Genomic DNA, 14167 nt, shown 5'->3' on the forward strand with positions numbered 1-14167 from the left:
AATTCTGCTGGCGGCGGCACTCCCATGGCGCATGGCTTGGCCGGCAAAGGTCGCGTGACCGAGCCGGTCGCGAGCGAGCGGCCTCACGCCGTGAGCTTGCGGTGCAGCTCCTGAAGCGAGGCGCTCTTCGGCCGGTTGTCGAAATGCTTGAGCGAGTCGAGGTACAGCTTGAACTGGCGGTCGATCGCCTCGCGTCGGCCTTGCGCCTTGAACACCTGCATTGCCTCGGCATGCGCCATCTCGCACAAGGGGTCGATCGCCAGCGCCTTCTGGCAATGCGCGAGCGCGGCCGAGTGGTCGTTGCGTTCGAGATAGATCCGTGCCGCGTCGCGTTGCACCTTGAAGAACATGTCGCGCAGCCAATAGCGCTTGCTCCAGCACCAGTCGCGCTCGCCATCGTCGGCGTACTCGACCGGAATGTCCTCGAACAGGTCTCCGGTGTACAGACGGTCCGCCGCCTGCAGACAGATCAGCGCCTCGTCGCTGGCGCCGGCCTTGATGTGACCCTGGGACTGGCGGCAGAGCTGTTCGAAGGTCGAGATGTCGAGCCAGCTGCGCTCCGGGGGCACCAGCACGTAGCGCGATCCCTCGCGCCGGACATAGTTGCGCGTCTCGTCGCGTCCGTTGGGCTGGCCGAGCGCCAGCCGCAGATAGCGCACGGTGTGATAGAGGCGGTTGCGCGCAGCCTCAATGTCCTCGGCGTTGGGCCAGAGCAGATCCGCAAGCTCGTCGGTGGCTGCGCCATGGCCGCCCTTCTGCAGCAGATAGGCGAACAGGGTCTTAGTCTTGCGGGTCGCTCCGCCGGGCGGGTCCCAGTTCACCTGGCTGCCGTCGTTGCGATAGATCCGCAAGCGTCCGAAGCAGCGGATCTTCCAGCGGTCGCGGCTGTCGAGATGAACTGTACTGGGCTCTTCCGCCGATCGCCGCAACAGCCACATGGGGTCGGCGCCTTCGGCCGCGTGCAGCGCGGCCGCCGATGTCCCGATCCGCAACTCCGGCGCGATCGCGCCGAGCCAGAAATCGACCTGCTCGCGCAATGCGCCGCGCGTCTGCAGCCGCGACGGCAGCCAATGCGGATTGTCCACCAGTCCGGCGCTGGTGAGGATCTGCGGATGGCCGCGCAGTGCGACGAGCAACTGCTCGTCGATCAGCACCCGGCGGTTATAGAGAGAGGCGATCGAGACCTTGGACTGCTGGGTGAGCGTTTCCGCAAGTGCGGGCCAACCCTCGAAATTGGCCGTCGCCGAGTTGGTCTCGAGGCCCCAGCTCATGTCGACGACGAGCAGGGCAGGCCCTTGTTTGCGGGTTGGTGCCACCCACCTCTCGATTCGGCCTGCGACATCTCGAAACGAGATCGGCACCCGCAGCAGCGCCATCTCGACAAAGCTCTTGCCCTCGACGAATCCGGTCTTGTTGATGCGCTTTGCGAGCTTCTCGACCCGCGCGACCGCGTTGACGTCCGCCGCGATCACGAAGATCCGGCAGGGCTGTGCGACAGTCTGGTAAAGCTTGAAGAAGTCCGCAAAAAGAAGCTTTTGCTGCGTCGCGAATAGCGCGAGGTTGACACAACTATTCTTGGTCATGGGTACTCACCCGCGGCAACCCCATTGCAGTCAGCCAGACTGGAGGTAGTCTAAGAGCGGCCGCCGGAAGGTTTCAAGGCCCTGTTTCGCGAGCATTCCTGCAAGCTGGCGAGAGCCAAAAGCCGTGAAATGCGGCAGCGAAATGAATCGCTTTCAGCGACGATGCATGTTCGGGTTTGCGGGAACGGGACGCGGATTGAGCACGCCAGCGGAGCTGATTGCCTCAACGCGAGGCTCCTCTAGACCGTCAGGCGCTCGTGGATTGCCGCTCCCTGACCTCTCGGATGAAGTGTGACGCCGCTAGAACTGTCGGGCTGGCAACGAGTTGATGATTGATGTTCGATGCAGGCCAGCCGCGGGGTAGGCTTTATCCCTCAGCTTGTCGTATGAGAAGTCCGGCTCCGTTGTCTGCAGCTTGCGAACCATCTCGAAAGAAAGCTCCCGGTGCCCATTATGGGCATAGAGAGCGGACAAATATCGCAAGGGTGGAGCAAAGGTCGGAGCAAGAGCATGGCTGGCTTCTGCAAGATGGACGGCCTTGTCGAGTTCTCCCGCCATGGTCCCCGCAATGCAGCTCAGGGCATCGAGCTGAAAACGGAAAGGCGCCGCACCAGCGATCGTACGGGCAAGCAATGTGTGCTGGAAGCCGTCCTCTGGTTTGCCGAGATAGCTCTTTGCGATTCCCAGGCAGGCCCAGGCGATCGGGTTGGCGTGGTTCAGTTGAATGGCTCGCTCGGCCAGCTCATAGGCGGCAACGTACGAGCGTCGCATCATGGAATGGACATGCGCGCTCAGGCCAGCAACATAGGAGTTGTAGGGTTCGAGCTCCAGCGCCCGGTACATCAGATCGAAAGCCTCCGCCTCAAGCGTCTGGCGGCAGTTGAATTGACGCTCGGCGAGCATGAAGGTGCGCAAATAGGCGCGCCACGCGAGATAGATGCCGCGGGGCTCGGCCGCGAAAGCAGCCGCGAACAGCTTGTCGGCGGACTCGAAGTTGGCTCTGCCAAGTCGAAACAGGCGCAGGATACCAGCATAGCATAGATGGGAGGCAGACCTCGGAGCGCCATCCTTGATATGAGCGAGTTGATCGACGGCGAAGTTGACCACCAGGTTGATGGTTCTCATCACATTGGTGTCGTTCAGGTCGAGCGTACCCTCGCCGTTGATCTGCAATGTCGACGACCATGCCAGCGTGTTGGCGGGGCGCTGCAGCAGCGCGAGCCGAACGATCTTGCTCGTGTCAGACCCGAACACATCAGAACGCAGGGAGAGCGTGCCGGCCGAGGAGCCATCGTCACCGATCGAGCCATCGCCAGGCAAAGTGTCCGCCGGCCAGGCCGCCGACGCGCTCATGTCGCGCCGGTCTTGGATCGTGGCTACGCCCAGTTCCTTGATCGTCTTGGCGATGGAATCGACGAGGCTGTCGGTCACGACCGCAGTATCCGACGGACCTGTCCGGCAGCCGGGGATCAGGACGATTCGGTTTCGCGAGGGCCGCTCCTCGGCGGGCTGCAGGTGCGCTGCAAGGTCGGTCGCGAGATTGACGACGTGGCGGAGGTCCGGCGAAGGTGCGACGTGCATCTGGAATCGCGCACGCTCCTCGCGCAGCCAATCCTCGAACTCCTCCTCTGCAATGTCAAAGCCTTCAAGAAGCTCACCTTGGGGAGGCGCCATCTCCTGCAGTGGTGACGCGGTAGCGTAACGGGCGATGTCGGTCTCAAATAGCTTTGGATCGAGCGAAATGACGAAGCTGTCGGCGCACAGCAGGGAGCGGCAGTCGGCCAGCGCCTTGCGGATTTCGGTCAGGCTTTGGCGAAGGCTAGCCGCGCCCTGCTCCTTGCCGCGGCTCCCCCAGAGCCTGTCCTGGATCCAGACCCGCGATCGCTTGTGCTCCCGCGCCAGCGCCAACATCGCAATGAGGGCGCAAGCCTTGCGTCCTCTAGGCGTGCAATCCTCGCCAGAAGCCTTGACCACGCGAAACGGACCAAGAAGCTTGATCAGCAATTTTGGATCTGAGCTCACATTCGTCGCCCACAACCATGATGTAATCAGTCGTGAAAATACGGAAACCAATGATTGAGTAGTGAAGTCTCCAACACCCTTGCTGTCAACGTGAAAAATCCGTGAAACGCCGTCATTTCGAAGGCGGGCGGCTTGACCGCGCGTGCCGTCAAAACGACCATTCAGTGGTAACGGGCGGAGCAAGTCCGCCGGGCCAGGCAGGGAGGCGGCAGATGGCATGGCTAAGCGGTGAGAGCGGAGAAAGCGGCGAAAGTGGTGAGAGCGGCGAAAGCGGCGAAAGCGGTGAGAGCGGCGAGGGCCGCCGTGTCCGCGCCTCATCGCGCGCACGCGCGCTGATTACCAGCCGGGAGGGCGTCGTCGGCTACTGGAACCAGCCGTCACACACGCCTGATCACTATACTGCCGGGCCAGAGGCGCTCGATCGCTGGTCGCGCGACGTGCGACTGCGCATCTTCGCTGGCGAGCTGTTGTCGGGCCTTGTCTATGACGAAGGCGAGACCTCGATCTCGCTTCAGTACCGTGGCCGCAGCGATGAGACGTTCACGCCGATCGTGCACATGATCCGTCCCAATGCCTCGGACTTCGCCGAACAAGCGGCTTGGGTGTTCAACTATGCCGCGCTGCGGATGGAACGCAGCAGCGAGATCCTGGCCGAGCTGCACGATTTCACCAGCTTCTTGGGCCTGGTCGGATACTGGAATCCGAGCCGCAGCCCGTACACTGCCGAGCTGCTGGCGCTGATCCTGCAGGTGACGACCACGATCGAAATGCGGGTCAAGCATGCGCTCACCTGCCGGCGCCCAATCGAATATTCACCGCAGATACAGCCGATGATCCAGACGCCGGGGCATGGGTCGCTGCCGAGCGGCCATGCCACGGAATCCTTTGCTGCGGCCTTCGTGATCAACGCGCTCATGCGCAAGGCGAGGACCGGGCGAGACGATGTCGATGCGACCGATCCAGTGTTCGTGCAGCTGATGCGCCACGCCGAGCGCATTGCCATCAACCGGACGGTCGCCGGCGTGCATTTTCCGGTCGACAGCGTGGCCGGTATGGTGCTGGGCTGGACCTTGGCGGAGCTGTTCATTGCGCGCTGCTCTGGCTGCGGCCAGGTCACGATGCGCAAGTTCGACGGGCGGGGGTTCAACGACGATTTCCGCTACGACGATGTGCTGGCGATGTCCTACAGGCGATCGGCCGCTGCGAACGTCGCCAGCGAGCAGGGTGGCGGCGGCGCGATCATCGAGGCCGGCACGCCATCGACCGTTCCAGCCTCGCCGATCTTGCAGCATCTCTGGACGCAGGCGCTCGCCGAGTGCCGCCTGATCGTCGGCTGACACGAAAGGACAGGCGCATGAGAGACTGGCGAGGAGATCGGGCCGAACGAGCCAATCCCTATCTGGACTGGGAGTTGCGCAACAGGCCACTCGGCAAGAGGCTGGACTGGTGCAGCGTGCAGATCCAACTGCTGCCGGAGGCCAACGGCAGCTATGTGGCCCATCTCGGCCAGTTGGCCGCCATCGTGGCCGCCGGCCACGAGCCGGACGAGCCTGCTGACGCGCTGACCATCCGCATGTCGGCCGACGAATTCGATCTGCTGACGAAGCTGATCGACGACATCCGCATCGGTCGCGTCCCGCCGCCGGACGATCCGCGCGATGTGCAGTTCTTCATCTACCGGCCCGAAGACATCGCCAATCGCACTGCCGCCAACGGTCTCTTCACCGCGATCCATGTCGGCCCGCCGATTCCAGGCCTGCGCTTCGACTCTGTCATCGCCGCGCCGACCGATCTCGGCAAGCCGTTGACGGATTTGACGCGGCAGGTCGCTATCGGCGTCATCGATGACGGCATCGCCTTTGCCAACCGCCGTTTTCGCAGCAGGGGCGGCAGATCGCGCATCCGGGCGATCTGGCTACAGGATGTCGAGCGCCGGACCAAGGATTTCGGCGTCGCCGCCGGGCAGCGGCTCACCGGCGAGGAGCTCGACGTGCTGTTTGCGGCGAATGCGAGCGAGGCCGACATCTATCGCGCGTTCGGCATGACCGATTTCGGCAATGAGCAACGCAAGCCGCTGGCGCAACGCGTCTCGCACGGCACACACATTCTCGATCTCTCCGGCGGCTACGATCCGACCGCGGAAGATATCGCCAGCAAGCGGCCTCTGTTGGCGGTGCAGCTGCCGTCGCCGGTGTCCGGCGATACGACCGGCGTTACCATGGCGAGCTACGTGCTGCAGGGGGCGCGCCAGATCATGCTGTGGGCCGACCGGATCAACCCGAAGCTGCCGCTCGTCATCAATTTCAGCTATGGCATCGCGGCCGGCCCCAAGAACGGCAGCCACGAGATCGAGCAGGCTCTGTCGCGGATGATCGAGCGTCGCAACCAACGCGGCGGCCCGACCTATCTGGTGCTGCCGGCCGGCAACAGCTATCGCGAGCGGACGACGGGCCGGATGGTTGTGCAGCCCGGCGCCTCCGATCAGATCGATTGGATCATGCTGCCGGATGACGGTACGTCCAATCATCTCGAGATCTGGCTCGACGGCGAAGCGATCGCGCAGCAATGGCCGCGCGTCGGCGTCAGCCTGACGCCGCCCGGCGATGTGCCGCGCATGATCGATGGATTCGGTGATGGCGATGTGCAGGTGCTGGAGGATGACGGCAAGCCGATCGCCGCCATCAATGGCCACCTGGCCAAGGTGGCCGGCCAGCCCGACCGCGTCCGCTTTCATCTGTCGGTCAATCCGACCACCGCGCGCTGGAGCGTGAGGCATCCAGCGCCGGCCGGACGCTGGCGGCTTTCCGTCACCAACGGATCGGAGGCGCCGCTGACCGCACATCTCTACATCCAGCGCGACGATACCCCGCTGGGCTACGTGCAGCATGGACGTCAGTCCTATTTCGATCATGCAGGGGGCTATCAGCGTGCGGCGCTGGATGGCAGCTACAGCGATCCGGACAGCAGCGGCTGCCCCATGACTCGCGAGGACACACTGTCGGCGCTCGCGACCGGTGCGGGCGCGCTCGTGGTCGGAGCCGTCGATGCCGCGGGCCAGCCGACGGATTATACGGCGAGCGGTCCGACGCCGGGGCGCGCCGAGCCCGATTGTGCTGCCATCGCCGACCAGGGGCCCGCGCATTGGGGCGTGCTCGCGGCCGGTACCCGGAGCGGTTCGGTGGTGGCGATGCGCGGCACCAGCGTGGCAGCGCCGCAACTCGTGCGTCGGCTCGCAGATTATCTCGCATCGCTGCAACCGGGCCCGGTGCTTGCGTCGCTTGCGGTGACCGACGGTCCCGTGGCCAGCTCCGACGTCCCGCCGCCGGGCGCCGCCGTGCTCGAGCCGATCAAGCAGGACGCGGTGGCCGCTTCGCCGTGTGACCATGCCCGTATCGGCAGTTTCATCCTGCGTGCGAGCGGCCACCCCGGCCTGCCGCCGCGGACCTATCCGCGCAGCCCAAACTTGCGCTGAGCCCGACTCCCTGGTTCGCCGCCGCGCAATTGCAGCATGCTGGCAGACAGTGAGCCAGCACAGGCGCGCGCCTCGACTCCCAGCCCGGATCCGATGCCTCTTGCGCTGCGCCCTTGCCGACGCGCGCGATAGCGCAAGTGCGTGAGTGCAGATGGCGTCGTTCCGATGCATTTTTGACGATGCTCTTGCGATGTCCTGACGATCGTCTCACACCGCCTCGGCATAGTTCCTCCCGTGCAAACGAGACACAGGAGGATTCAATGCGCAGATCCAATATCCGTATCGTGATGGGCTTGATCATCTCGCCCTTGCTGATGTCCCAGGCCTCCGGTCAGAACCTCAAGGACCTGGTGCCGACCTATCAGCCGCATCAACAGACCGACAGCGAGCGGTTGCAGAACTTCCGCGCTCCAGCCCCGCCTCCGACCAACTATCCGAACATCAGCCGTGATCCTTCCACCAACGAGCCGCGGCTCAACGTCAACCGCGATGTCTCGCTCGGCGGCAACGTGACCCGGAACAGCGCCGAGGGAAACGTCCGCTTCCCGATTCCGGGATCTCGCTAGGCGCTGTTCGGCGACATGGATGACTGCTCGCCGTCCAGGCGCGGCGTCTCGAAAGCGGGACGCTGCTTCAAACAATCATGATGACGTGAGGAGATTGCAGATGAAGAGTCTTCGACTGATGGCCTGCTCCGCCATGCTGTTGCCCAGCGTCGCTCTGGCGCAACAGCAGATTCCGACAGGCTCACTGCCGCCCGACATCGCGGCCGCGATCAAGGCGGCTCCGCTGACGCAGACGCTGATTCCGATCAGCGGCGAGGAGAAATTCGCGCAGCAGATCATCAAGGCGGATGAGATTTCCTTCGCGGCGGGGGCAAAGCTGACGCTGACCGGATTGAACTATCCCTACATCGTGGTGGCCGCGCAACGCATCAAGTTCGCCAACCCGGACACCTACAGCATCATCCAGCGCGATCCGCAGGCCGTGGCCGCCGTCGGCAGTGACGGCCCCGCAGGTCCCAATGGCGCCGACAATCCCGGCGAGACCAACCGGACTGGCAATCCCGGTTACCCCGGCGGCCCTGGCGGGCCTGCCGTGGCCGGACAGACCCGGCAACTGCCCGACGTCTATCTGGTCGCCGGAGAACTCTCCGATCCGAAAGGGCCGATCCCGGCTGGTCTTCTCAACCTCGTCCTTCTCTTCCGCGGCATTGACGGCGGCGATGGTGGGACCGGGGGGAAAGGCGGCAACGGCGGCCGGGCCGGAAACGGCAAGGAGGGCGCTACGAGCCTGTTCGACTGCAAGGAGGGTGGCGGCCCCGGCGGGACGGGAGGCGCTGCCGGTCCCGGAGGACGCGGCGGTGACGCCGGCGCTGGGGGACAAGGTGCCGATCTCATCTTCGTCACGACCAGACCTGCCTACGAAGTCCTGAGCTATTCGCGGATCAACAATGTCGGCGGGAGGGCCGGACTCCCAGGTCGGGGCGGCAGCCCGGGCAATCCGGGCCCCGGAGGCCAGGGCGCGCCGGCCAATGGCTGGTGCAAGGGCACAGGCGGAGGGTCGCCAGGCAATTTCCCGTCGCCTGCAAACCTCGGCTTCGGCAAGCCGTCTGCGGACGGCGCGAAGGGAACGGTCACGGCGGTCATTCTTCCGTCCGTCGGTCCTCTGTTCGGCAAGTGATGCGGCGAGCGGCAGATGAAACCTGCAGGCCGCGTCCTGCAGGTTTCGTCCGTCAGCGCGCGGTCCCAATCCCTCAATCCCGGAGGAAGCCATGACGACGACGCGCGACAGAGTGGAGCAATACGTCCTCGACTATTTCCATCGCCAGTGGCCCTCGGCGACCGAGGCCACCTCGCTCGCCGGCGATCTCGGCCTGGATGCCTATGACATCTACGACATCGGCCGGCATCTGCGGGGGTGGCGCCGCGCCAGCTACACGCCGAGTGAGTTCGCCGGCTGCGAACTGGTGAAGGATATCGTGACGCTGATCTACCAGAAGGTCCGCGCCGCCGGAAACTGAGGCGGGCACCGGCGGGATCCAGTCCATCACATGAAGGAAGGTACCGATGAAGCGCATGAGCCTCGCCAGTCTCGCCGTCGCCGTCGCGGGCGGCATCCTTGCGGCGCAGGCCGCAGCCGAGACGGCAGCTGCTGACGACATGTTCGCGTGCTACAAGACCGCCCCCGCGGGCTAAACGTGTGCGCCTTCGCTCAACCGTAGCGAGTTCGATCTGCGGAAATCTCTGCCGGAAATCGAGCAAAGACGCTCTCAGGTTGCCCGCCGAAAGCGATGTACAGAAGCCAACAGCAAGCCGGCCGGTCTCACCATTTCGGGTCGATATTGCTGTTGCTATCAGCGTCTCAAATTCCTCAAGGATCGTTCTTGCCATCCTGAGAACGCTCCGGCCGGCGGGCGTTGGCTTCACCCCACCGCTCGAGCGATCGAAGATCACAACGCCAATCGAGTGTTCGAGCTGCCGAATGCAGCGGCTGAGCGTGGACTGCTGAAGCAATAGTGCTTCGGCCGCTTGTCGAAAGCTTCCGTAGTCGGCAGCTGCTACAGCGTAGCGGAGATGCTGCAGGTCAAAAGCCGACATCCGGCTGTGAAGTGCCGTTCCGGTGGAGTGCTTATTATCTATCATGCTGAAATGTCATAAGAGACTGCATTAAGCGTGTTGAAATCACGCGGAATGTACTTGGCGGCGAAGGAGAAACTTCGAATCGAAAGATTTGTGGCAGCCGGATTCGCAAAGCGGCCAGTTGGAGAAGCCGGCGTCGCTAGTAGAAACGGATTGTTGGTCGACAAGATGATTGTGTGGCGCACAATCTTGGGTTTAATAATGGCCAGCAAATGGCCGGCGCGAGCGCAAGTCGGGGATTTTCGGATAGCGTGTCGGCCGGAGCAATCGCGCCCTACGTGCAGGGCTTTCACGGCGGCGTCATCGAGGCGGTCGATCCATCATTTCTCATGGGCGAACGTACCGGGCAAAGTCCCTTCCGCCTCACCTCAACGCGCATGAAGGTTGTTGATTGTGTTCCGCGAGATTGTATTACTAAGAGAGTTAACGGCAGGCGGGAGGTGCCAATGACGTACCATCGAATTCTAGCATCAATATTTTTCTTGGCGAGTTTTGCCGGATGTGCCTTAGCAGAAGCGCCATCTCCGTCCGAGTGCAGAGATGTGCTGAAGGCGTACAACACGAGTTGGACCCAAAAGACTTTCACTGAAAGGCTAGCGACCTTAAATCTGGTAGACACCAGCAAATGGAGTGAAGAGCAGAAGAACTACAAGGCTGATGTTCCCGAGTACTTCAGCGGCTCTGCTGATGAATTCAAGAGCAGCAGGGAGAAGCTGTTCAATCTCTCAAGCTACAATAGAGATACGTATCAGTCAGGCGCAGAGCTCTTGGTCTATCTGCCTGACGAAGCGGTCAAGGCCTGGAGCAGTTGCATCAATCGAGACAAAATCGGCCTGATTGTACAGCTCGTGAGTCTGGACGAACTCGGCGCATCTATAGAGTTTGTGTGGAACAATCCCGACGGGCTCGACAAAGTCACTCTTGAAATTGAAACAGACAATGTGGCGCCCGGGTCAAAACTTGATAGTCCAATCCAGCTGAGTGCAGCAGCGAAGAAAGCCGGTGAGTTCGCGATTAAGCGGAAGGACAAGGCGTTGCCCAGCAAGATTATCGCAAGGGCAGTGACGGTGACGCCATCTAGCGCGACATATTCCGCTCATCTCTACATCCCGCCGAAGCTCCCCAAGCCGATTTCGCCCTGCGTGCAGACGGATGGCAATGGCAGATGCCTAGCTTGCTACTGGGACTTGTGGTCCGCTAGAGGCTCGCAAGGTACCGAGCGAACATTGGCTTGTCCTCATATGAAGAGTGGCAAGGGTTTTTTGCGCGCAGTTAAAACTCAGCAACTTCAAGAGGGCTGGAAAGCCGCCGATACCGGACAGCTTGATTTCCAAAACGCTCAGGAGTTCAAACGAGGTGATTACAAGTGGTCAAACAGGATGGCGGGTAAAGGATACTGTAGCCCGAGCGCTTATCCAAGTCTTGACCAGCCCCTGGGAACGATAAACGACGATGAGCAAGTTGAGGTAACATGGACTGCCCAAGCATGCTCCGGATGTGGCGGTACATATGATTGTGGTATCGACCTTCACAAGGCATTCCTGCAATCGAGATGAAGTGAGAGCAAGGAAACTCTAAGAGCGTGCGTGAGCCAGGCTCTGGGTTTCCGAGCGCCCCGGCACCTGTCGCCGCGAGCGGTTGGCGATGAGTGCACACTTGTTCAGCAACGACCATTCTCATTGGATAGCTGGCCGAGCGCACCTGGGCCGAGAAAATCCGCAAGCTGGCCGACCTGGGCTTCATCAAGCTCCAGTCGGGGCAGGCGGGCCCGCTGTCTCATGCCTTGATCATGAACCCGTACCTGGTCATCAAAAAGATGCACGAGGACGGGCAGCCGGGGCTCTCTAAGGAGAAGTATCGGGGCCTCGAGGATCGCGCCCATGAGATTGCGGCAACCGACCTCGATGGCGATTATCTCGATGACGCCGAGGAAGAAGAGGCGACCGCCGCCGCGCCGGCGCCGACAGCACCAGCTCGGGCCGCGAAAAAGGCCGTGCCGAAAAAGGCTGTTGCGAAGAAGCTCCCGATTAGACCGCTGAAGGTGGCAAAGAAGAAGGCCGTCGCATAGATGATGTCATGCCCGACCACCAACTGAAATTCAAAGGCCCCAGCTTCGACTTTGACGCCCAGGGATGGATGGCTATCGTTGCCGCCATCATCATTGTCGCACTGATCGCGGCGCCATGGATTTGGCGCTGAACGGGGTAGGGGCATGTCCGAGTTCAGCAGCAGGCCATCCAGGCCCGCATGAGCGCTATCGTTGCTGGCCAGGTTGCGGGCGTGCAGGCAGCAAGCCTTGCGATGCGGCACACGCCTACAGCCTGCACATCGACCCGACCACCAAGATGGACTAGATGCGCCGGCCCTAAGAGGGCGCGACATATCCGATGGGGTAGCCTTTGCCCATGTTCTGGAAATTCGGCTCGCCGTCGCTATGAATGCCCAGTATCGCGTCTGCGTCTAGCGGCTCAAAAGTATAGAGGTCGAATGCGCCACGATCGGGCTGGCAGCGAAGCATCCGCGCAAATGTGCGGACCACAGCGCGGCCTGCATTAAGCCAATGGCGGGTCTTCTCGATAGGAACGGCTATTTCGAGGACACGAGGCCGTCCGATGCCGGCGACAAGCTTCTCCAGCCTCTCGTCCTCCAGCCAGAAGTATGTCGATTCGCCTCCCCAATTCGCAAGCAGCAGCTCCACGCCGCCATCGTCAATTTCAACCGGATCAGATGTCATCCAGAACTTGCCCAGTCGACCAGGTTGTTGCTCCTGATGGTGGCAAGGACTTGCGGCATAGAGCGCTTCTACGTCTTCCGTTGACAGGCGGCCGGTCTTTACCTGCGCCTCGAGCCTTTGCCGCAGCGTATCAAGGGTGCCCGGACAAATGCCGTTCTCTTGAATATTGTGGACCTCATCATCAGTCAGGCGCGTGTAATGCCAGGCCCTTATCGTCCGGCTGTTCATTTCCCGGCCTACGGCTTCGACGAAAGCTTGATGGTCGCCTGCATAGGGGTTGGTCAGGTATGGCCCGGTGTGGTCGGACGCCTCCCGCTCAAGAAATTGCTGACGTGATGTGGTCAGGTAGTTGCGTATGAGCGCCGCCTCTTTCTCAAGCATGCGCAGCAGCGTCGGGTCAAAGGTCGCCACGTTCCAGACATCGATTATCGGCGCCGAGTTCATGTTTGAAGTATCCGCCGTACGCCCGCTTAGATGGGTTCGTTGAGGCGCAGGTGGTCTAAGCCGGTTTCAGCTTCAAACATGCGATCTGAACGATAATAGCTTTCGTAAGGTCTGTCGCGATCGTCGGCAAAGAAAGCGCCATAGAGGCCGTACTCGTCGGTGTCTTTGAAATGAAACCCGTAGCGAATCTCCGCATAGTGGGGCCGTCGGAAAACTGCGAGCGTGTTGGTCTCAAAATCGGGCTCGCCTGGACCAAGCTCCTGGCTGTCGCGCCTGTGCACGTAAAACTCCTGCACCGCGTTCTTGAGCCGCTGCAGAAAGCGCGTGTCTTTGATCTTTTTGACGTAATCCTGCAGGTGTTCCAGGTCGCGGTCGCTGGTTGCAGGGCCTCTGAATTTCCAATCCTCATCGAAGGTTCGCTGTAGCGCTTGAAACTTGACCAGGTTCAGGAAGTGTTCCTCGATCTCTTCGAGTGAGTGCATGTCCAAACCATCTGCGTACAGCACGTGAGCCCGGGTATTGACCAGGTCAAAATCCTCATATTGCGGGTAGCGCTTCGTCAGCAGTAAGAGCTGGGCCTCACGCTCTTCCTTATCGGCCTTTTCAATCGCGGTTTCGGTTGAGCGTGCCTTGCGATAGAGCCGCAGGTAACGGTCCGGGTCGAGACGCACCAGGTAATTGGCGATCTCGCGGCGAAAGGTGCTGAGCATAACCTCACGGTCTGTTGCCGCAGCTATGCCCGAGCGGGACGGTGCGATACCCGGCACCTTTTGAGAGCGCGAGCTCCGCCCCAGGAAATACGCCCCAGCAGCGACAATGACAATGACGCCCCACTCCATGTCCTTCCCCCGCTTGCCCTGCTTCCGTGATGTGCGCGAATGGCTTGAATGCCGCTCCCGAAGGTAGTGTTGCAAAATCAAAGCAAATGCAACGCCGTTAGGCGTCAACTTGTGCGAAAGCTCTGATCGTTGCGCAAGTCCGTTGAGCGCTAGATCGGCTCGTCTTCTCGCGCTGCCTCGCTGGTCAGCTTCGAGATCGCCTCGTCCGAAAGGCCGCTGAGCCGAAGCATCTGGCGTCGCTCCGCCACGGCGAAGCTCGCCTGTCGCGCTTCGGTCTGACGGGTCTCCAGAGCGCGTAATTGGCCGCGAGGAGCGCGTTCGTCGAGATCCGCGACAAATCGATCCGTTCAGCACGAAATGCAAAAGCGTCGACGACTATCACATGAGCTCGCCACGGATCGAACCGGGCAGCATCAACCATGCCTGAAGAT

The 14167-nt window shown here is 61.8% G+C and carries 13 protein-coding genes and 2 pseudogenes; 9 read left to right on the plus strand and 6 right to left on the minus strand.

The features are described 5' to 3' along the window. Positions 1-83: 83 nt before the first annotated feature. Positions 84-1583 (minus strand): bacterial transcriptional activator domain-containing protein, encoded by a 1500-nt coding sequence (locus QW863_RS28290; protein ID WP_315716241.1) that lies wholly within the window; start codon positions 1581-1583, stop codon positions 84-86. Positions 1584-1883: 300 nt separating this feature from the next. Then, a complete protein-coding gene (locus QW863_RS28295) occupies positions 1884-3587 on the minus strand; it encodes a hypothetical protein (RefSeq protein WP_315716240.1) in 1704 nt (567 codons plus the stop codon). Between the two features lie 230 nt (positions 3588-3817). Here QW863_RS28295 and QW863_RS28300 point away from each other — a divergent pair, with 230 nt between their 5' ends. From QW863_RS28300 to QW863_RS28325, 6 genes are all read left to right on the plus strand, one after another. Next, positions 3818-4942 (plus strand): phosphatase PAP2 family protein, encoded by a 1125-nt coding sequence (locus QW863_RS28300; RefSeq protein ID WP_315716239.1) that lies wholly within the window; start codon positions 3818-3820, stop codon positions 4940-4942. A gap of 17 nt (positions 4943-4959) precedes the next feature. Beyond that, positions 4960-7077 carry a S8 family serine peptidase gene (locus QW863_RS28305; RefSeq protein ID WP_315716238.1) on the plus strand — a complete coding sequence of 706 codons (2118 nt, stop codon included), beginning with the start codon at positions 4960-4962 and terminating at the stop codon, positions 7075-7077. A gap of 260 nt (positions 7078-7337) precedes the next feature. Next, positions 7338-7643, plus strand: a complete 306-nt coding sequence (locus QW863_RS28310) for a hypothetical protein (RefSeq protein WP_315716237.1) — start codon at positions 7338-7340, stop codon at positions 7641-7643. A gap of 100 nt (positions 7644-7743) precedes the next feature. After that, a complete protein-coding gene (locus QW863_RS28315; protein WP_315716236.1) occupies positions 7744-8760 on the plus strand; it encodes a hypothetical protein in 1017 nt (338 codons plus the stop codon). 91 nt (positions 8761-8851) lie between these two features. Beyond that, positions 8852-9100, plus strand: a complete 249-nt coding sequence (locus QW863_RS28320; RefSeq protein ID WP_315716235.1) for a hypothetical protein — start codon at positions 8852-8854, stop codon at positions 9098-9100. A gap of 46 nt (positions 9101-9146) precedes the next feature. Next, entirely contained in the window at positions 9147-9275 is a 129-nt protein-coding gene (locus QW863_RS28325) for a hypothetical protein (protein WP_315716234.1), read from the plus strand. A gap of 219 nt (positions 9276-9494) precedes the next feature. On the opposite strand, the pseudogene QW863_RS28330 reads toward QW863_RS28325, so the two are convergent. After that, positions 9495-9722, minus strand: a pseudogene (locus QW863_RS28330) (LysR family transcriptional regulator); the annotation flags it as partial. 248 nt (positions 9723-9970) lie between these two features. Here QW863_RS28330 and QW863_RS28335 point away from each other — a divergent pair. From QW863_RS28335 to QW863_RS28345, 3 genes are all read left to right on the plus strand, one after another. Beyond that, positions 9971-11275: a hypothetical protein gene (locus tag QW863_RS28335; RefSeq protein WP_315769374.1), complete on the plus strand. Its 1305-nt coding sequence runs from the start codon at positions 9971-9973 to the stop codon at positions 11273-11275. Between the two features lie 233 nt (positions 11276-11508). Continuing rightward, the gene (locus QW863_RS28340; RefSeq protein ID WP_315716232.1) at positions 11509-11787 is read left to right on the plus strand and encodes a hypothetical protein; all 279 of its coding nucleotides are present in this window, start codon (positions 11509-11511) and stop codon (positions 11785-11787) included. Between the two features lie 8 nt (positions 11788-11795). Further along, positions 11796-11918: a hypothetical protein gene (locus tag QW863_RS28345; protein ID WP_315716231.1), complete on the plus strand. Its 123-nt coding sequence runs from the start codon at positions 11796-11798 to the stop codon at positions 11916-11918. 166 nt (positions 11919-12084) lie between these two features. Here QW863_RS28345 and QW863_RS28350 read toward each other — a convergent pair whose 3' ends face one another. The 3 genes and pseudogenes from QW863_RS28350 to QW863_RS28360 all read right to left on the minus strand — a co-directional run. Then, complete coding sequence (locus QW863_RS28350) at positions 12085-12897, minus strand: hypothetical protein (protein ID WP_315716230.1); 813 nt, start codon at positions 12895-12897, stop codon at positions 12085-12087. 26 nt (positions 12898-12923) lie between these two features. After that, the gene (locus QW863_RS28355; RefSeq protein WP_315716229.1) at positions 12924-13736 is read right to left on the minus strand and encodes a hypothetical protein; all 813 of its coding nucleotides are present in this window, start codon (positions 13734-13736) and stop codon (positions 12924-12926) included. A 170-nt stretch (positions 13737-13906) separates the two neighbouring features. Further along, a pseudogene (locus QW863_RS28360) lies at positions 13907-14032 on the minus strand (efflux transporter periplasmic adaptor subunit); the annotation flags it as partial. Positions 14033-14167 lie beyond the last annotated feature (135 nt).

This window comes from Bradyrhizobium sp. SZCCHNR1017, assembly GCF_032381375.1.
Classification (GTDB): domain Bacteria; phylum Pseudomonadota; class Alphaproteobacteria; order Rhizobiales; family Xanthobacteraceae; genus Bradyrhizobium.